The sequence below is a fragment of the Serratia sp. GW822-FHT06E05 genome (genome assembly GCF_058799445.1).
In genome coordinates, this window is the sequence record NZ_JBXALM010000011.1 from 124,222 (window position 1) to 142,129 (window position 17,908).

The following is a 17,908-nucleotide window of genomic DNA, read 5'->3' on the forward strand; positions in this document are numbered from 1 at the left end:
AAAAAAGGGCCGGATATCCGGCCCTTTTAACGTTTAGCGGTTTACGATGCCAGAGACAGCGTTTTCGCTTTCGCGTGTTCTGCCAGCCAGGCCTTGACTCGTGCCTGCTGCGTTTCATCCAGCCACATGCCCAACTTGGTGCGGCGCCAGATAGCGTCATCCAGCTCGACCACCCATTCTTTTTCGATCAGGTAGCGCAGCTCGGCTTCATGCAGGCCGTGACCGAAATCTTCGCCCAGCTCGTTGAGGCTGTTGGCACCGGCCAGGATAAGCTCACTGTGGCTGCCGTAGGTGCGTGCAAAGCGACGCGCCAGTGATTCAGGCAGCCAGCTGTGCTCGCGGCGCAGTTTTGCGGCGTAGCTGTCGCGATCGCCACCGATGTCGCCGCCTGGCAGCGAACCGTTTTTGGTCCACGCCGGGCCGCAGCCAGGGTAGTAGTGCGACAGTTTTTCCATCGCATGCTCAGCCAGCTTGCGATAGGTGGTCAGTTTACCGCCGAACACCGACAGCAGCGGCGCTTTGCCCTGTTCGTCATGCACGTCCAGCGTGTAGTCGCGGGTGACCGCCTGCGGCGAGTCCGATTCGTCGTCGCACAGTGGGCGCACGCCGGAGTAAGTCCAGACGATATCGTTACGGCCCAGCTGTTTCTTGAAGTGGTCGTTATACACTTTCAGCAGGTAGTTGATTTCGTTATCGTCAATCTTCACGTCTTTCGGATCGCCGTGGTATTCCACGTCGGTGGTGCCGATGATGGAGAGCTCGTCATTCCATGGGATCACGAAGACGATACGGTGGTCTTCGTTTTGCAGAATATAGGACTGCGGCTGATCGTGTACGCGCGGCACCACGATGTGGCTGCCTTTGATCAGGCGGATACCGTAAGGTGATTTCAGCTTCAGGCCGTCGTCGAAGAAGTGTTTCACCCATGGGCCAGTGGCGTTCACCAGGCCTTTGGCGCGCCAGGTAAAGGTTTTGCCGCTGTCGACGTCGACCGCTTCTACCATCCACAGGCCATTCTCACGCCATGCGCGGGTGACCTTGGTACGGGTACGCACTTCGCCACCGCGTTTTTCCACTTCCTGGGCGTTCAACACCACCAGGCGAGCATCGTCGACCCAGCAGTCGGAATATTCGAAACCGCGCTTCAATTCAGGTTTCAGCACCGATTCTGGTCCAAAGCGCAAACCCTTGCTGCCTGGCAGGCTGGTGCGTTTACCCAGGTGATCGTACAGGAACAGACCGATACGGATCATCCAGGCCGGACGCAGGTGCGGCTGGTGCGGCAGACGGAAACGCATAGGGAAGGCAATGTGCGGGGCCAGTTTCAGCAGCACTTCACGCTCTGCCAGCGCTTCGCTGACCAAACGGAATTCGTAGTGTTCCAGGTAGCGCAGGCCACCGTGGATCAGTTTGGAACTGGCGGAAGACGTAGCACAGGCCAAGTCTTGCGCTTCCAGCAGCAGTACGGACAGGCCGCGCCCGGCAGCATCCGCCGCGATGCCGGCACCGTTGATGCCGCCACCGATAACGATCAAGTCTTTGGTTTCCACGTCAACTTCCTCCAGATGTTCGAAATAGCTCTTTCATGTTCGTTTTCGCTCATGATTGTAATCAAAAACCAACAAACAAGCCAAGACTTAACCAAACAAAAACATTTGGGCGTGATAGAGGTAACAGTTTGGTGATAGTAGGTGTACAAAAAGAAGGGGTATTTCGATCAGGAATGACCGGGGCCAGCAGGCTGAACCCCGGAGAAAACGGCAGGAATAACGGAGGTAAAAGCGGTACCGCAGGGTTAAACGTGACGGAGAGGGCTTAGCACAGTTCGAGCTGTACGTCGTACTGCTCGATGATTTTCATCACGCTTGGCGGTGGCAGTTGGTCGGTAAACAGATAGTCGATCAGGTTCATGTTACCGAGGTTGACCATCGCGTTACGGCCGAATTTGGAGTGGTCGGTCACCAGCATCACGCAGCGTGAGTTTTCGATAATTGCGCGTTTGGTGCGCACTTCGTGATAGTCGAATTCGAGCAGCGAGCCGTCCATATCGATGCCGCTGATACCGAGAATGCCGTAATCGAGACGGAACTGGGAGATAAAGTCCAGCGTGGCCTCACCCATGATGCCGCCATCGCGGGTGCGCACTTCGCCACCGGCAAGGATCAAACGGAAATCTTCTTTGGCGGTCAGCAGGGTGGCGACGTTCAGGTTATTGGTCACCACGCGCAGGTTCTTGTGGTTCATCAGTGCATGGGCGACCGCTTCCGGCGTGGTGCCGATGTCGATAAACAGCGTGGCACCGTCCGGGATTTGGCTGGCGACGCGTTGGGCAATACGCGCTTTCTGTTCCGACCACATCACTTTACGATCGTTATACGCGGCGTTCACCGAGCTGGAGGGCAGCGCGGCGCCACCGTGATGACGTTGGATTTTGTTCTGATCGGCCAGGTCATTCAAATCACGGCGAATCGTTTGCGGGCTGACGTCAAAATGTTCGACCAGTTCTTCCGTGCTGACATACCCCTGCAGGCGCACCAGCTCGATAATTGCGTCATGACGCTGTGTTTGCTTCACGATAATCCCCTAAAACGCCCGGCTTGTACCTGGCTGTTATTGTTCGTTGTGCGCGCGATGACGCGTGTCCCAAAATGCCATCAATAACCCTAACACTAAACCGGCTACGTGTGCCGCGTTAGCGATCGACATTCCTAAAATATCGAAATATCCGGCCACCAGCCACAGAACCGAAAACACCATCAGGCCGCGTGGCAGCATCAGACCGCGTTCCGGTGCACGTTCGCCGCTAAGCCAACAGTAACCCATCAGCGCATAGACTACGCCGGACAGGCCACCGAACAAGGCACCGCTGAACAGCGACTGCGCCCAACCGCTGAAAAAGGCCGAGACCACCGCCAGCACGAACAGCTTGCCGGCGCCGAGGCGTTTTTCCATCGGGCCGCCGAGATACCACCACCACATCAGGTTAAAGGTAATGTGCAGCAGCGAGAAATGCAGGAAAGCATGGCTGAACCAGCGCCACAGTTGCGTGTACTGCTCGCTGTTCTGCGGCCAGGACAGCCAGTACATTACCGCGTCGTCGCCCAGTATCTGCATCAGGATATAGACCACAATGCACAGCGCCATCACGCTCAGCGTCAGCGGGCCGGCCTTGCTGCGCAAGGTTTGCAGATAAGAATAGCCCTGGTAGTGCAGCTCGGCGTCGGTCTTGCCGGCCTGCCAACTGGCGGCCCGGTAGCGGCTGTTGAGTGGATCGATCAGAAACTGCTGCAGCTCATGTTGTACCTGCTCCAGATGGCTGTCGTCAGCCAGCCAGATCTCTGCCGCTTCGCCGCTGTTGTGCACCCGTAGCTCGATGCCCTGTGTCGCCATATAGTCGACAAAGGCCTGCGCCAGGCGGGGGTTGGATACGGCGATTACTCTAACCATGGCTTTTCCGTCTAAGTGAATGATTTTAGCCGCCGGTTTACCCCGATGGCGTTGACGGCCGATTATACCGTCGAAATCCTGAGCGCAGGCAGCAGATCTGCGAAAAACCCGCAAAAACACTCACTAAAAGCGCGAAAAAGGAACCCGCCGCAGACGGCGGGGGGAGGATTATGCGGAGGTTTCAATGTCCTGAGGATATTGGCGTGCCCATGCCTCGAAGCCGCCGTCAATGCTGTACACCGCGTCAAACCCCTGATGCAGCAGGTATTGAGCCGCGCTGCGGCTGCTGTTGCCGTGGTAGCACATCACCATCACCGGACGATCAAAGTCGTTTTGCTGCATAAAGGTCTGCAGGCTGGCGTTGGTCAGGTGGAAGGCGCCTGGCGTGTGCCCGGCTTCAAAACTCTGGGGATCGCGGATGTCGACCAGCGCGGCGCTGTCGTCTTTCCAACGGCTGTGCGCCTGCTCAACGTTGATCGCTTCAAACTGTTCCATAACTGCCAACTGCCTCGTAATAAGAATATGCCGCCATTGTAGTCAATTTCGCGGCAATTAAGACCAGATGAAAATTGTGGTTTATTACACCAGTTGTACTGCTGCTATATAGAACACTATCAGGAAAAGGGCGCCCTTTTCCTGACTCATTAAACTCCCGTTTCGACCGTCATCTTTTCGTAGCGATCGTTGAGGAGCTCTATCTCCGCCGTCACCTTGAACCCTAGCTTGCGATACAGTGCTTTCAGATGAGGTTTTTTCGTGTCTGCCAGAAGGCCGACTTTATTGAGCCCTTGTCGCCCGGCTTCCTCAACAACACGGCTTATCAGAGATTTTGCTATCCCTCGTCCTCTGCACTCCGGCAGGACGGCCAGGGAATCTATATATATTTCATCGGGGTCTGATTCATTTTCCATTTCAGCTCGATGCTCTGTTATGGCTGTGAACCCTGACTCGTCTTCTCCTTTGAAATACAGGATACAGCCAAGTATTTTTTCCTGGTCCCGAGCCACGAAGACGTTTTTATAGCCAAAATAGACATCATGGCGGCCGAAGTTCACTTCGTACTGAAACAGGGCTTCGTTGATATCGTCTTTGCCAGACAGGGCCAGCACCGCATCTTTATCCGCCAGTGCGATAAGCCTTACCACCTCTTCCGCATCAGATTTTTTAGCGTTGCCAATAATGACATCTTCCATAATCGATTAGTCCTTGCTGTATTCGTCAGGCGCCGTACCCCATCATCTTCAGCAGTTGCTGCGCCTGCTGTACCGCTTCCTGGCGATGGGCCACGCCCAACTTTTGGTACAGGTTACGGATATGGGTTTTGATGGTGGTGGCCGCCACGTCCAGTTCGCCGGCAATTTGATCGTTGCTGTAGCCGGAATAAATCAACCCCAGAACCTGCCATTCGCGCTGCGTCAGCGGGCTGGTGCGGATCAGTTCCGGTACCTGTGGATGAGTTAGCAGCTTATCGACGAAGTTCTCGTCAAAATGCGCGAACTTATGCCGGTGATGTTGATTGATGTCGCGCAGAATACGTTGGGCGCGATGATTTTCCAACTCCGGCAGCGTATTAAGCTGAATCAATTGGCGCAGTTGCTGCGCCATCGCTTCGCCTTCAATGACGAAATGGCTGATAAATCCGGTACGGCTGGCCAGTGAAAGCGCCTCCATCAGGACCTTCTGCGCGTCGCTTTTACGCTCCATCTGCCAGTAAAGCTGGTTGCTGAGCAACAGGTTACGGTTCAGATCGCTGACCAGGCGCAGGCGGCGGGCATTGTCGTTGAGCTCATCGAGCACCACTTCGGCCTCTTCATACTGGCCCAGCATGATCTGCACCCGGGCAATGTTGCGCCACTGGCCTTGCATAAAGTGGTTGTCCGCCATGCCGGGTTTTTCGGTCTGGCGCAGCCATTGGGCAGCGGCTGCAGTGTCGCCGGTCATCTGCCAGTGGATCACCCGCGGTTTGTCGGCATTGGTCAGCCAGTCGCGGTGGTATTGAGAGCCGTGCAGCAGGACTTCACAACGTTGCATGTGCGCATTGGCGTTATCCAGATCGCCACGCGCCAGCGAGCACTTGGCCAACATGGCCATGCACTGCAGCTGCTGTTGAGGCTGATAGTTGGCCAGGATTTTCAGGCCTTCGCGGGCGGCATCTTCCGCTTCGTCCAGCCGCGACCAGGACCACAGGATTTGTGAACGGATACGCAGCAGGAACTCGTGCATCGGCAGCTGTTCCAGATGCTGTTCGCGCACCAGCTCAAAAGCTTTGTCCTGCGTTTCGTAGGCGGCCTGCAGGAACCCCTGCGCAATCAGAATTTCGCTCTGCTGCAGCAGCGCCCAAAGCGCGTAGTGGTATGCCTGATGGCGCCGGGCCATCTGCTCGGTCTGCTGCATCATCGGCAGTGCGCGAGCCAGTTCGCCCTTGCAGTGATGGACTTCGCCGGTGACCGAGGTGGCGACGATGCGGCTGTAATAGCTGGAAAGCGGCAGGAATTTCAGCGCTTCGGTGGCCAGGCGTTCGGCCTCTTCCGGCTTGCCGGCGTTGATTGCCACCTGCGCGCGCAGAGCATCAAATTCGGCGTGCAGGGTGCGATCGACGTCAATTTTATGCTCACGCATTGCCTGTTCTGCGCGCTCCAGCAGGGTATTCACTTCGATATAGCGGTGCTGGCTTTGTGCCAGCCAGGCCTGCAGCAGTGCAAGCTTGGGGTTTTGGATCAGCTTTTCGTAGGGAAGTGCGTTCAGACACTCTTCCAGCAGGGCCAGTTCACTGTGGTGGAACAGCGACCAGGCATGCTGCAACAGGATATCGCGTAGCATGCTGACGTCGCTGGCCGCCAGCGCGTGGTGGATTGCCTCCGCTGGATACCCCAGCGCCAGCCAACCTTCGGCGGCGGCCCGGTGCAGGCCCGGCAGTTCCAGCGCCAATTCCCATTGGCAACGCTGACGCAGGAAGGTGGCGAATAACGGGTGGAAACAGAACCACTCGCCGCTGTCGTCCATGCGGTGGATAAATAAGCCCTGACGCTCCAGCTCTTCCAGCCGTTGCTGGCCATTGTCTTCGCCGGTCAGGCGGACGATCAGCGCATCGTTCATGGAACGCAGCACCGAGCAACGCAGCAGGAAGGCGCGCGCCTCGGCATCGACGTGATCCAGCACTTCGTCCACCAGATAATCCGACAGGTGGCTGGCATTAAGCCCCGCCAGACGTTTGGCCGACTGCTGGGCGGAAGAAGTGGATTGACGGGCGGATAACGCAATGAGCTGCAGCGCGGTGGCCCAACCTTCGACTTCATCGCACAGCCGGCTGCTGTCATGCTGTTCCATGGGGGCCGTCAGGCGGCAGTCAAAGAACTGTTTGGCTTCGTGATGGGTAAACGCCAGCTGCTGCGTGCCCATTTCCAAAAGTTGGTCACGCACGCGCAGATTGGCAATGCCCAACGGCGGCAAGGTGCGGGACAGCAGGATCAGCGTCAGATTTTCCGGCTGGTGGCGCAGGAAAAAGCGCATGGCTTCATGAATCACGTCATTGGTGATCAGGTGGTAGTCGTCAATCACCAGATACAGTGGCTGATGCCAGTCGGAAAGCTCGATAAACACCTGGGCGAACAGTGCCGACAGGCTGGCGTACTGATGCTTTTGACTCAGTGCTTCGCTTTTGACGCAGTGGCCGCCGCTGGCGTGTTGCAAGGCGGCGATCAGGTAGCTGGCGAAGCGCTCGGGTTGGTTGTCGCTTTCATCCAGCGAGTACCAGCCCAGATCTGATTTACCGGCCGCCCACTGTGCGACCAGCGTCGTTTTCCCGTATCCCGCAGGGCAATTGACCAATGTCAGGCGATAGTTGGCCGTGCTGGCTAATTTGGCCAGCAGGCGATCGCGGATCACGGTATTTTGCAGCCGTACCGGACGGCTCAGTTTCGATGGGATCAGCATAGTATTCCAGAGTGAAAATCGCGGTTTCCGTAGCCGTTGGCCTGCCCGTTGGCGTTCATCGCAGCGCGACGCCTGCCGGGATCGGAGTAGGGTTAATTATTTTATAGCTCGTAATTAATCCCCCTCCTAACTTCTGACAACGTTAAACGTATTGCAACAAGGTTCCGCATTGGCTTGGAGTTATATTGCTATTGATCACACTTTTTTACGTTTACAGCTAAAGCCCTGTGGAACCGTGGTGTTTTAGCGCGCTTGAGTGACGCAGGTACAAGAAAGCATTTATGGGCGCGCAGGCGACTGTAGCCTCTGCGATAACTGTGCTAACGTCATTGAACAAGTTTTCGCCTGGTTCTCAGTGCTCGCCGCGTCCGTCGGTGGGCTTTTTTGCATGATGCAAGGGAGTCAAAAAGTGCCTGAGATCACAATTTTAGCTACGCCCCAATCCTCCTCCCCAGCTAATCCCCAGGCGGGATGATGCCTTCACTCTTTCTCCCCGGCACGATAACGCTAATTTGACCCACTTACTGGATAGAGAGTTTTTTATGTCCCAGCCTACGCTTAAAAAGGATGCTTTCCTGGCGGCACTGACCCGTCAGTGGCAAAAGTTTGGCCTCAGTTCTGCACAACAAATGACTCAGCACCAATGGTGGGAGGCAGTAAGCGCGGCGTTGGCCGAGCAGTTGGCTGCGCAGCCTGCACCACGCAAAAGCAGTAAGCCGCTGCGCCACGTGAACTACATTTCGATGGAGTTTCTGATTGGTCGCCTGACGGCCAACAACCTGATTAACCTGGGCTGGTATGACACCGTCGAGCAGGCATTGGCGGAGCAGGACATCAAGCTGGCGGATCTGCTGGAGCAGGAAACCGATCCGGCGTTGGGCAATGGTGGGCTGGGGCGTTTGGCGGCCTGTTTCCTGGATTCGATGGCGACGGTGGAACAACCGGCCACCGGCTACGGGTTGAATTACCAATACGGGCTGTTCCGCCAGTCGTTTAGCGACGGCCAGCAGCAGGAAGCGCCGGATAACTGGCAGCGCGAAAGCTACCCGTGGTTCCGCCACAACGCCGCGCTGTCGGTGGATGTGGGCATCGGCGGGAAACTGGAGAAATTGGCCGATGGCCGTGAACTGTGGCGTCCGGCATTTACCCTGCGCGGCGAGGCCTGGGATCTGCCGGTATTGGGCTTCCGCAATGGCGTGACTCAACCGCTGCGCCTGTGGCAGGCGACGCATCAGCATCCGTTTAATCTGAGTGATTTCAACGACGGTAAATTCCTGCAGGCGGAGAAGCAGGGCGTTGAAGCGGCCAAGCTGACCAAGGTGCTGTATCCGAATGACAACCACCAGGCAGGCAAGCGCCTGCGCCTGATGCAACAATACTTCCAGTGCGCCTGTTCGGTGGCGGATATCCTGCGTAAGCACCATCTGGCAGGCCGCAAAATTGAAGATCTGCCGAAGTACGAAGTGATCCAGCTTAATGACACTCACCCGACCATCGCCATTCCGGAAATGCTGCGCATTCTGTTGGATGAGCATCAGTTGGAGTGGGATGCCGCCTGGGCCATCACCAGCAAGACCTTCGCCTACACCAACCATACCCTGATGCCGGAGGCGTTGGAGTGCTGGGATGAGAAACTGGTACGCAGCCTGCTGCCGCGCCACTTCTCCATCATCAAGCAGATCAACGCCAACTTCAAAAAGCTGGTGGACAAGCACTGGCCGGGTGACGACGCGGTGTGGGCCAAGTTGGCAGTACACCATAACAAGCAGGTCCGCATGGCTAACCTGTGCGTGGTCAGCGGCTTTGCGGTCAACGGTGTGGCGCAATTGCACTCCGATCTGGTGGTGAAAGATCTGTTCCCGGAATATCACCAACTGTGGCCGAACAAATTCCACAACGTCACCAACGGCATCACGCCGCGTCGCTGGCTGAAGCAGTGTAACCCGGCGTTGTCTGGGCTGATTGACGAAACGCTGAAGGTAGAGTGGGCTAACGATCTTGACGCGCTGAAGGGGTTGGAGAAGTACGCCGATGACGCGGCGTTCCGTCAGCGTTATCAGCAAATCAAGCGCGATAATAAAGTCGTATTGGCCAATTACGTGCACGACGTCATGGGGTTGAAACTGAACCCGGACGCGATTTTCGACGTGCAGATCAAGCGCCTGCACGAATACAAACGTCAGCACCTTAACCTGCTGCATATCCTGTCGCTGTATCGTCAACTGCGCGATAACCCGCAGCTGGATATCGTGCCGCGCGTGTTCCTGTTTGGCGCCAAAGCGGCTCCGGGCTATTACCTGGCGAAAAACATCATTTATGCGATCAACCAGGCGGCGTCGAAGATCAACAACGATCCGCTGGTGAAGGATCGCCTGAAAGTGGCGTTTATTCCTGACTACCGCGTTTCCGTCGCTGAGCTGATGATCCCGGCCGCGGATATCTCCGAGCAGATCTCCACCGCCGGCAAAGAAGCTTCAGGGACCGGCAATATGAAGCTGGCGTTAAACGGCGCACTGACCGTCGGCACGCTGGATGGCGCTAACGTGGAAATCGCCGAGCAGGTGGGCGAAGACAACATCTTTATCTTCGGCAATACCGTGGATCAGGTGAAGGCGCTGCTGGCGAAAGGCTACGATCCGCTCAGCTACCGCAAGAAAGACAAACATCTGAAAGCGATTCTGGACGAATTGGCGAGCGGTGCATTCAGCAACGGTGACAAGCATGCTTTCGACATGATGCTGCACAGCCTGCTGGAAGGCGGCGACCCTTATTTGGTGCTGGCGGACTTTGCTTCTTACTGTAAAGCTCAACAGCAGGTAGACGAACTCTATCGTGACCGTGATGAATGGACGCGTCGTACTATTCTTAACACCGCACGCGTTGGGATGTTCAGCTCGGATCGCTCGATCCGCGACTACCAGCAGCGTATCTGGCAAGCCAAGCGTTAAGGAGAGCGAATGGATCGCAAGGTCATCGATCAGGCGGCAGCTCAGGCGGGTATCGCTGCCGATTATATTAACGCCCATGGTCAACAGCAGGCGATCGCTGAAGACACCAAGCGCAGGCTGCTGGACGCCATGGGCCGAAGCGCATCACCGCAGGAGGCTGCGGTGACGCCGTTGCCGGCGGTGAAGGTGTTTTATCAGGGCGCGCCGGTGGCTTTGCCGCTAGCGGGCAGCGGAGAGTATCAGTGGACGCTGCTGCGCGAAGACGGCGGCCGGCAGCAAGGCCGCGCCAGCGCACGCAAAACGTTCACCCTGCCGGCTGAATTGCCACCGGGCTATCATCAACTGACGCTGACACAGGGTGAACAGCAGTGGCAGTGCCGGTTGATTGTGGCGCCGAAACGCTGCTTCGAACCGGATGCCTTGTTGACCGGCAAGAAGCTGTGGGGCGCTTGCGTCCAGCTTTACACTCTTCGCTCCGATCGCAACTGGGGCATCGGTGACTTTGGCGACTTACGCCAGATGGTGGAGCAGGTCGGTGAACGGGGCGGCGCTTTTGTCGGGCTGAATCCGATTCACTCGCTGTACCCGGCTAACCCGGAAAGCGCCAGCCCGTATAGCCCGTCGTCGCGACGCTGGTTGAACGTCATCTATATTGACGTGAACGCGGTGGAAGATTTCCAGCGCAACGAAGCCGCCCAGCAATGGTGGCTGAAACCGGCAACGCAAAAAAAGTTGGCCGAGGCCCGTGCCAGCGATCGGGTGGATTACGGCAAGGTGACGCAGCTTAAGCTGGCGGCGTTGCAACTGGCATTCCCGCTGTTCCAGGCGCGTAAAGCCGCTGACTCTCAACGTCAGGCATTCGAGCAGTTTGTTATCGACGGCGGCGAAAGTTTGTATCAGCAGGCGGCATTCGACGCGCTGCATGCTCATCTTGCGGCTGCGGATGACAGCCTGTGGGGCTGGCCGGCCTGGCCGGAAGAATATCAGCAGGGTGATAGCGCTGCGGTAAAGCAATTTTGTCAGCAGCAGCAAGAACAGGTGCAATTTTACCTGTGGCTGCAGTGGTTGGCTGCCAGTCAGTTCGCCGATTGTTTCCGCCAAAGTCAGCAACAGCAGATGCCGATTGGCCTGTATCGCGATCTGGCGGTCGGCGTGGCGGAAGGGGGCGCGGAAACCTGGTGCGAACGCGAGCTGTATTGTCTGAAGGCCTCGGTTGGCGCACCGCCGGACATTCTCGGGCCGCTGGGGCAAAACTGGGGGCTGCCGCCGATGGATCCGCATGTGATGGCGGCGCGCGGCTATCAGCCGTTTATCGATCTGCTGCGCGCCAATATGACCAGCTGTGGTGCGCTGCGTATTGATCATGTGATGGCGTTACTGCGTTTATGGTGGATCCCTTACGGTGAAACCGCCGTTCACGGCGCCTACGTGAAATATCCGGTAGATGATCTGCTGGCGGTGCTGGCGCTGGAAAGTCAACGTCACCGCTGCATGGTGATTGGCGAGGACCTCGGTACCGTTCCGGTGGAAATCGTCGGCAAGCTGCGCGACAGCGGCGTTTATTCCTACAAGGTGCTGTACTTCGAACGCGACGGCGAGAACCACTTCCGCGCCCCGCAGGCCTATCCGGTTCAGGCGATGGCGACCATCACCACGCACGACCTGCCGACGCTGCGCGGCTATTGGCAAAGTGGCGATCTGAAGCTCGGCAACAAGCTGGGGTTGTATCCGGATGCGGAGATCCTGAAAGAGCTGTTCGCCGATCGCGAACGTGCCAAGCAGGGGCTACTGGATGGCTTACATCACTATGGCTGTGTGCCGCAGAAAGTGGGCAAAAAGGCGGCGTTGTTGAATATGAGCCCGCTGCTTAATCGTGGTTTGCAGCGCTATGTCGCCGACAGCGCCAGCGCCTTGCTGGGTCTGCAGCCGGAAGACTGGTTGGATATGGCGGATCCGGTCAATATTCCCGGCACCAGCGATCAGTACCCAAACTGGCGGCGAAAACTGACCAAAACGCTGGAAGAGATGTTTGCCGATCAGCAGGTTAATCGCCTGCTGAAGGATTTGGACAAGCGGCGTCGCAAGGTCTCGGTGGGGTAACAGAGAGCCATTGTGTATTAAAGACGGGGCATGAGAACTTTAGCTCTCATGCAAATGGTAGATACCCAAATTAATTGGAGTTGCAGCTAGGCGGCAAGTGCGAGCATCCCCAGGAACTTACTCAGGTAAGTGACTGGGGTAAGTGCACGCAGCCAACAACGCTGCAACGTCAAGTAAGAAGGGTATCAGTAGTAAGAATGCTCGCCGCGCTGGTGCTCGGTCAAATCGCGCACGCCTTTCAGTTCAGGGAACTTCTGCAGCAGCTCTTTCTCGATGCCTTCCTTCAGGGTCACATCGACCATTGAACAACCGTTACAACCGCCGCCAAACTGCAGGATAGCCAGGCTATCGTCGGTGATTTCCATCAGGGTCACACGGCCGCCGTGGCCAGCCAGCTGTGGGTTGATCTGCGACTGCAGCACGTATTCAACACGCTCCATCAGCGGCGCATTGTCGTCTACCTTGCGCATTTTGGCGTTTGGCGCTTTCAGCGTCAGCTGCGAGCCCAGTTGGTCGGTGACGAAGTCGATTTCGGCATCTTCCAGATACGGTTTGCTCAGCTCGTCAATATAGGCGGACAGCTTTTCGAACTTCAGCTCGGTATCTGTCGCTTCAACGGCGTCCGGCGGGCAATAAGAGACACCGCATTCGGCCGTAGGCGTACCCGGGTTGATCACGAATACGCGGATTTGGGTGCCTTCCTCTTGGTTTGCCAGCAGTTTGGCAAAGTGTTCCTGTGCAGTATCTGTTATACGAATCATGGCATTAGCTCGTTAGTTCAAATAGTTGACTTTAATACTAGGTTATAATACGCCCATTGCCCTGGTACTACAACGTGCGGCAAACGCACCAGATTTGGATCGATGCGGCACCCTGCTGCTGCAACAACTTGGCGATTTCCATGACCGTACTGCCGGTTGTCACCACATCGTCCAGCAGCGCGACGTGTCGGCCCGCCATGGCTTCATGGCAACGAAACGCACCACGCAAATTGCGCCGCCGCGCGCGGGCCGATAGCCGTTGCTGCGGAGCCGTTTTACGCACCCGGCTCAGGGCGGCGGGGCGGTAATCGCACCCTAACCAGTGGGCCAGCGGCCGCGCCAGCAGATCGCTCTGATTATAGCCGCGCCGCCAGCAACGTTTTGCCTGTAAGGGTACCGCTAAAATGATATCGGGTCTGTTCAGATATTGCTCTCGATGCGCCTGTTGCCAGTTCAGCAGGATTAGCCGCGCCAGCAGCGGGGCCAGTTCCGGCGTGTGCTGAAACTTGAACTTTTTTATCAACTGGCGCAGCGGCGCGGCGTAGTCATTGACGAACACCAGCGCCTGCCAGGGTGGCGGCTGTTGCAGGCAGCGGCCACAGGGCAATCTGGCATCGCCGGCGGGCAGGCCGCAGCGCGGGCAGCACAAAGGTTTGGCGGGCATGTGACGCAGGCAGTAGCTGCAGATACCCTGACCATAAAGACGCAGCGACTGTCGGCATAGCCAACAGCGGCTCTGGATTGATAGCATAACCGTCCTCCCTGACGGATGAGAATGAAAGGACAATAACGGATGAGTGCGTTGTACTGGCAAACAATAGGTGAAGGCGATCGCGATCTTGTGCTGCTCCACGGCTGGGGGCTGAATGCCGAAGTGTGGCATTGCATGATTGAGCGACTGACGCCGCATTTCCGCCTGCATCTGGTCGACCTGCCGGGCTATGGCCGTAGCCAGGGGTTTGGCCCTATGTCACTCGAACAGATGGCGGAAACCGTGATGGCCGCGGCACCGGCGCAGGCCTGGTGGCTGGGCTGGTCGCTGGGCGGGCTGGTGGCCAGCCAGATTGCGCTGTTGCAGCCGCAACGGGTGAGCGGGTTGATCACCGTGGCTTCATCACCCTGTTTTGCCGCTCAGGATGACTGGCCGGGGATCCGCTCGGAGGTGTTGAGCGGTTTCCAGCATCAGCTGGGGCAGGATTTTCAGCGTACCGTAGAGCGTTTTCTGGCATTGCAGACGCTGGGAACGGAAAGCGCGCGGCAAGATGCCCGCCTGCTGAAATCGGTGGTGCTTAACCAACCGATGCCAAGCGTTGAGGTATTAAACGGTGGGCTGGAAATACTGCGAACGGCCGATTTGCGCCAGCCACTGGCCAAGCTGCCGTTGCCGCTGTTGCGAGTTTACGGTTATCTGGACGGTTTGGTGCCGCGTAAGGTGGCAGAACTGCTTGATGCCAAGTGGCCAAACTCGCCATCAATCATCATTGCAAAAGCAGCTCATGCACCATTCATTTCCCACCCTGATGAATTTGCAGAAATTATTGGCACTTTTGTGGCAGAAAATGGGATCTGACCCAAAATCGCACAATAAAGCGCTAAAAAAAGAGCCGCTTAGTGGATAAAAAATAAACCTGTTCAATACTTAGGTGGGTAACTGCGTTGGCTGCACAATGAAAAAACGCGTGCGTATTTTCATTCGGCGTTTCGTCTCTGGGAAAACGGTCTCGTCAGGGAAAGCAACGAGGTCCGAAGATGTCACGGCAGCCAGTGTTATCGCGCATTTACTCTGGACGGCTTTCATAACAAATAAATTATCCCTTGAGAGGTATGGTAATGAAATCTTTGAAAATGATTGTTGCAGCGTTAGTTGTGGGTTCCGTGTCTTTCAGCACCCTGGCGGCAACCTTGCTGACCAAGGAAGATCTGGATAAGAATCCGGGTAAATATGAGAAGATCGGTACGGTAACTACCACCGCACAAACCACATCGCCGATGGATGCAAAAGAAGAACTGTCCAAACTGGCTGATGAAAAAGGCGGACAATATTACGTGATCCTGGCAGGCCGTGAGCACGGCAAGTTCAGTGCTATCGCCGAAGTGTACAAAGACAAGCAATAATCAAGAAGGGGGCGCGCCTCGTGCCGCGCCCCACCTCTCAGTGTTTTAACCGATATATCACCGTACTGCTGCACGCTTTGCCTTCCGGACAGCTTTTGCAGCTGCCGCTCAGGCAGGCGCTGTTATCCTGCTCGATACGCTCCACTTTCCCCATTGCGACCAAACGCTCCAGCATTGCCTGCACCAGCGGCAGCGGAGCCGCCAACTGACGGCTGAGCTGAAGCGCCTGTATGCTACCGTGCAGCGCCAATGCGTCGCGGATCTGCAGCAGGCCGGCCATTAGTGGCAGTTGCCCTTGGCGCCCTGACAGCAGGCTGCCGGGGTGGCGTTGCTCAGGCGTACCGTGACCCGACTACGTGCCCGGCGCAGGCCGAACAGAATCAGCAGATTGAACAACACCACAATGGCGATCGCCGCCAGACTGTACTGCGGATGCTGGCTGAAGGTGGCAATCTGATAAAACAGCGTGGCCAGCGAGTAGGCGACGTTCAGCCCCCAGAGAATGGAGAAGGTCATCCAGCCGCGGCTGGATTCGCGGGCGATGGCCCCCATCACCGAGACGCAAGGGACGTACAGCAACACAAAGATCAGGTAGCTGTAGGCGGAAACCCCTGAGCCGAATTTGCTGCTCATAACGCCCATTGAGCCGACGTCCATTTCCCCATCGCCCTTGCTGGCCTCAATCGGGTTGGACAGTACGCTCAGGCTGAAGGTGTCTTTCAGCCCTTGCCAGGTGGTGTCCAATGCGCCACCCAGTTCATCCAGCAGGTTAAAGTTGACGGCATCAAATTCGGTGCTGTTGATATGTTCGGCGGTGTACAGGGTATTTAGCGTACCGACCACCACTTCTTTCGCCATGGCCCCGGTCACCAGGCCGACGGTAGCCTGCCAGTTGTCACTGTGCACGCCCATCGGTTTCAGCAGCGGCGTCAATACTTTGGACACCGACGCCAGCGCCGAGTCATTAATGTTATCTACCGGCTTGCCGCTGAACGAAAAGCTGTTCAGGCCGCCAATAAAGATGCTGGCAACTACAATCACCTTACCGGCACGCAGCACAAAGCCTTTCAGGCGCTGCCAGGTTTGCAGCAGCAGGCTTTTCAGGTGTGGCACGTGGTAAACCGGCAGCTCCATCACGAAGGGGGAAGCTTCACCGCGCATGATGGTGTACTTCAATACCAGACCGGTGAGGATTGCCACCACAATACCCAGCATATACAAAGAGAACACCACGCCTGCGCCGTCCTGGCCAAAGAAAGCAGCGGCAAACACGGCGAAGATCGCCAGCCGAGCCCCGCAGGACATGAAGGGCGCCATCATGATGGTAATCAGGCGTTCGCGCTGCGCATCCAGCGTACGTGCGCCCATGATCGAAGGCACGTTACAGCCGAAGCCGACGATCAGCGGCACGAAGGACTTGCCGGGCAACCCGAGCGCCTGCATCAGGCGGTCCATCACGAATGCCGCACGCGCCATATAGCCGGAGTCTTCGAGGAACGACAGGAACAGGTACATCATGCCAATTTGCGGCACCAGCGGCAGCACGGTGTTGATACCACCACCGACCCCCTGCGCCAGGAAAATGGTCAACCATTCAGGGAAGTGCAGGGTATAGCCCAGCCATTGAATACCCTGAATAAAGATTGCCGCCGACCCGATATCGAAGATCGGCTGCAGTGCGCCGCCGAGGTTGATGGCTAGCAGGAACATCAAATACATCACCAGCAGGAAGATGGGCACCCCTAACCAGCGGTTGAGGATCACTTTATCCAGCGCTTCGGTCAGACGGTTCGGCATGGCCTGTTGTGAATTGCTCACGGCATCGCACAGGGTGGCGATTGACTGATAACGCGCATCGGCAATCACCAGTGCAGGATCTTCCTGCTGTTGCCGCTGCAGCGCCTGTTTGGCCGCCGGCAGCAGGGCCGCCGCAGGGCCGGCAAGCTGGTGGCTGTAGATATCGCCTTCCAGCATCTGCAGCGCCAGCCAGCGACGTTGTTCGCTTGGCAGGGTCTGCGGCATGGCGTCGCTCAGCGTGGTCATTTCCTTGAGCAGCAGCGGCGGGTAGTTCACCAGCGCTTTTAATTCGTTGAACTGATGGTTGTCGATCATCTGCTTCAGCACGCCAATGCCGTCGGCTTTGGTGGATACCATCGGCACCACCGGACAGCCGAGACGCGCCGACAGTGCCGCGATATCGATATTAATTTTTTGGCTTTTGGCGATATCCAACATATTCAGCGCGACAATGCAGGGGATGCCCAGCTCCAGCAGTTGCAGCGTCAGGTATAGATTACGTTCCAGATTGGAAGCATCGACCACGTTGATCAGCAGATCGGCGTCGCCGCTCAGAATGTAGTGGCAGGCAATTTGTTCGTCGAGTGAGGTTTGCTCCGAGATGGTGGTCAGGGAGTAGGTGCCGGGCAGATCGACCAGTTTGACCTGTGATTGCGGCGTGGTGAACAGGCCTTCTTTGCGTTCTACCGTCACGCCCGCCCAGTTACCGACCCGCTGGCGTGCCCCGGTCAGCTGGTTGAACAGCGTAGTTTTACCGGAGTTGGGGTTGCCTATTAAGCCAATAGTGAGTTTTTTCATAATTTAGCG

14 protein-coding genes are annotated in these 17,908 nt (G+C 56.9%); 4 read left to right on the plus strand and 10 right to left on the minus strand.

Annotated elements, in window-relative coordinates; all coding sequences use genetic code 11:
• Positions 1 to 41: 41 nt before the first annotated feature.
• The 6 genes from glpD to malT form a co-directional block, all read right to left on the minus strand.
• Positions 42 to 1,550, minus strand: coding sequence for a glycerol-3-phosphate dehydrogenase (glpD, locus tag AC1RKC_RS21300; protein WP_493092723.1), 1,509 nt, complete (start codon positions 1,548 to 1,550; stop codon positions 42 to 44).
• Between the two features lie 265 nt (positions 1,551 to 1,815).
• Positions 1,816 to 2,574 (minus strand): DeoR/GlpR family transcriptional regulator, encoded by a 759-nt coding sequence (locus tag AC1RKC_RS21305; protein ID WP_020837378.1) that lies wholly within the window; start codon positions 2,572 to 2,574, stop codon positions 1,816 to 1,818.
• Between the two features lie 36 nt (positions 2,575 to 2,610).
• Complete coding sequence (glpG, locus tag AC1RKC_RS21310) at positions 2,611 to 3,447, minus strand: rhomboid family intramembrane serine protease GlpG (protein WP_174574859.1); 837 nt, start codon at positions 3,445 to 3,447, stop codon at positions 2,611 to 2,613.
• A gap of 168 nt (positions 3,448 to 3,615) precedes the next feature.
• A complete protein-coding gene (gene glpE, locus AC1RKC_RS21315) occupies positions 3,616 to 3,942 on the minus strand; it encodes a thiosulfate sulfurtransferase GlpE (RefSeq protein ID WP_308530768.1) in 327 nt (108 codons plus the stop codon).
• Between the two features lie 149 nt (positions 3,943 to 4,091).
• Entirely contained in the window at positions 4,092 to 4,640 is a 549-nt protein-coding gene (locus tag AC1RKC_RS21320) for a GNAT family N-acetyltransferase (RefSeq protein WP_256814484.1), read from the minus strand.
• 25 nt (positions 4,641 to 4,665) lie between these two features.
• Positions 4,666 to 7,380 (minus strand): HTH-type transcriptional regulator MalT, encoded by a 2,715-nt coding sequence (gene malT, locus AC1RKC_RS21325; RefSeq protein ID WP_020837370.1) that lies wholly within the window; start codon positions 7,378 to 7,380, stop codon positions 4,666 to 4,668.
• Positions 7,381 to 7,922: 542 nt separating this feature from the next.
• Here malT and malP point away from each other — a divergent pair.
• Both malP and malQ read left to right on the plus strand, forming a co-directional pair.
• Positions 7,923 to 10,328 carry a maltodextrin phosphorylase gene (malP, locus tag AC1RKC_RS21330; RefSeq protein WP_020837369.1) on the plus strand — a complete coding sequence of 802 codons (2,406 nt, stop codon included), beginning with the start codon at positions 7,923 to 7,925 and terminating at the stop codon, positions 10,326 to 10,328.
• Positions 10,329 to 10,337: 9 nt separating this feature from the next.
• Complete coding sequence (gene malQ, locus AC1RKC_RS21335) at positions 10,338 to 12,428, plus strand: 4-alpha-glucanotransferase (protein ID WP_493092724.1); 2,091 nt, start codon at positions 10,338 to 10,340, stop codon at positions 12,426 to 12,428.
• Positions 12,429 to 12,613: 185 nt separating this feature from the next.
• Here malQ and nfuA read toward each other — a convergent pair whose 3' ends face one another.
• Together nfuA and gntX are read right to left on the minus strand one after the other, a co-directional pair.
• Positions 12,614 to 13,189, minus strand: a complete 576-nt coding sequence (gene nfuA / locus AC1RKC_RS21340) for a Fe-S biogenesis protein NfuA (RefSeq protein ID WP_006328556.1) — start codon at positions 13,187 to 13,189, stop codon at positions 12,614 to 12,616.
• Positions 13,190 to 13,256: 67 nt separating this feature from the next.
• Positions 13,257 to 13,940, minus strand: a complete 684-nt coding sequence (gene gntX, locus AC1RKC_RS21345; RefSeq protein ID WP_046372467.1) for a DNA utilization protein GntX — start codon at positions 13,938 to 13,940, stop codon at positions 13,257 to 13,259.
• 42 nt (positions 13,941 to 13,982) lie between these two features.
• Between gntX and bioH the strand changes: the two genes are divergently transcribed.
• Positions 13,983 to 14,759 (plus strand): pimeloyl-ACP methyl ester esterase BioH, encoded by a 777-nt coding sequence (bioH, locus tag AC1RKC_RS21350; RefSeq protein WP_020837366.1) that lies wholly within the window; start codon positions 13,983 to 13,985, stop codon positions 14,757 to 14,759.
• Positions 14,760 to 15,019: 260 nt separating this feature from the next.
• Positions 15,020 to 15,304, plus strand: coding sequence for a YdgH/BhsA/McbA-like domain containing protein (locus AC1RKC_RS21355; protein WP_046372469.1), 285 nt, complete (start codon positions 15,020 to 15,022; stop codon positions 15,302 to 15,304).
• A gap of 37 nt (positions 15,305 to 15,341) precedes the next feature.
• Here AC1RKC_RS21355 and AC1RKC_RS21360 read toward each other — a convergent pair whose 3' ends face one another.
• Both AC1RKC_RS21360 and feoB read right to left on the minus strand, forming a co-directional pair.
• Complete coding sequence (locus tag AC1RKC_RS21360; RefSeq protein ID WP_020837364.1) at positions 15,342 to 15,584, minus strand: FeoC-like transcriptional regulator; 243 nt, start codon at positions 15,582 to 15,584, stop codon at positions 15,342 to 15,344.
• Positions 15,584 to 17,899, minus strand: a complete 2,316-nt coding sequence (feoB, locus tag AC1RKC_RS21365) for a Fe(2+) transporter permease subunit FeoB (protein WP_046372470.1) — start codon at positions 17,897 to 17,899, stop codon at positions 15,584 to 15,586. Before feoB ends, AC1RKC_RS21360 begins: the two co-directional genes overlap by 1 nt.
• Between the last annotated feature and the right edge of the window lie 9 nt (positions 17,900 to 17,908).

Coding starts and splice junctions, on each gene's coding strand:
- glpG (WP_174574859.1), bottom strand. CDS start 3,447: ATGGTTAGAGTAATCGCCGTATCCAACCCCCGCCTGGCGCAGGCCTTT.
- bioH (WP_020837366.1), top strand. CDS start 13,983: ATGAGTGCGTTGTACTGGCAAACAATAGGTGAAGGCGATCGCGATCTT.
- AC1RKC_RS21320 (WP_256814484.1), bottom strand. CDS start 4,640: ATGGAAGATGTCATTATTGGCAACGCTAAAAAATCTGATGCGGAAGAG.
- malT (WP_020837370.1), bottom strand. CDS start 7,380: ATGCTGATCCCATCGAAACTGAGCCGTCCGGTACGGCTGCAAAATACC.
- nfuA (WP_006328556.1), bottom strand. CDS start 13,189: ATGATTCGTATAACAGATACTGCACAGGAACACTTTGCCAAACTGCTG.
- malQ (WP_493092724.1), top strand. CDS start 10,338: ATGGATCGCAAGGTCATCGATCAGGCGGCAGCTCAGGCGGGTATCGCT.
- glpE (WP_308530768.1), bottom strand. CDS start 3,942: ATGGAACAGTTTGAAGCGATCAACGTTGAGCAGGCGCACAGCCGTTGG.
- AC1RKC_RS21360 (WP_020837364.1), bottom strand. CDS start 15,584: ATGGCCGGCCTGCTGCAGATCCGCGACGCATTGGCGCTGCACGGTAGC.
- gntX (WP_046372467.1), bottom strand. CDS start 13,940: ATGCTATCAATCCAGAGCCGCTGTTGGCTATGCCGACAGTCGCTGCGT.
- malP (WP_020837369.1), top strand. CDS start 7,923: ATGTCCCAGCCTACGCTTAAAAAGGATGCTTTCCTGGCGGCACTGACC.
- AC1RKC_RS21355 (WP_046372469.1), top strand. CDS start 15,020: ATGAAATCTTTGAAAATGATTGTTGCAGCGTTAGTTGTGGGTTCCGTG.
- feoB (WP_046372470.1), bottom strand. CDS start 17,899: ATGAAAAAACTCACTATTGGCTTAATAGGCAACCCCAACTCCGGTAAA.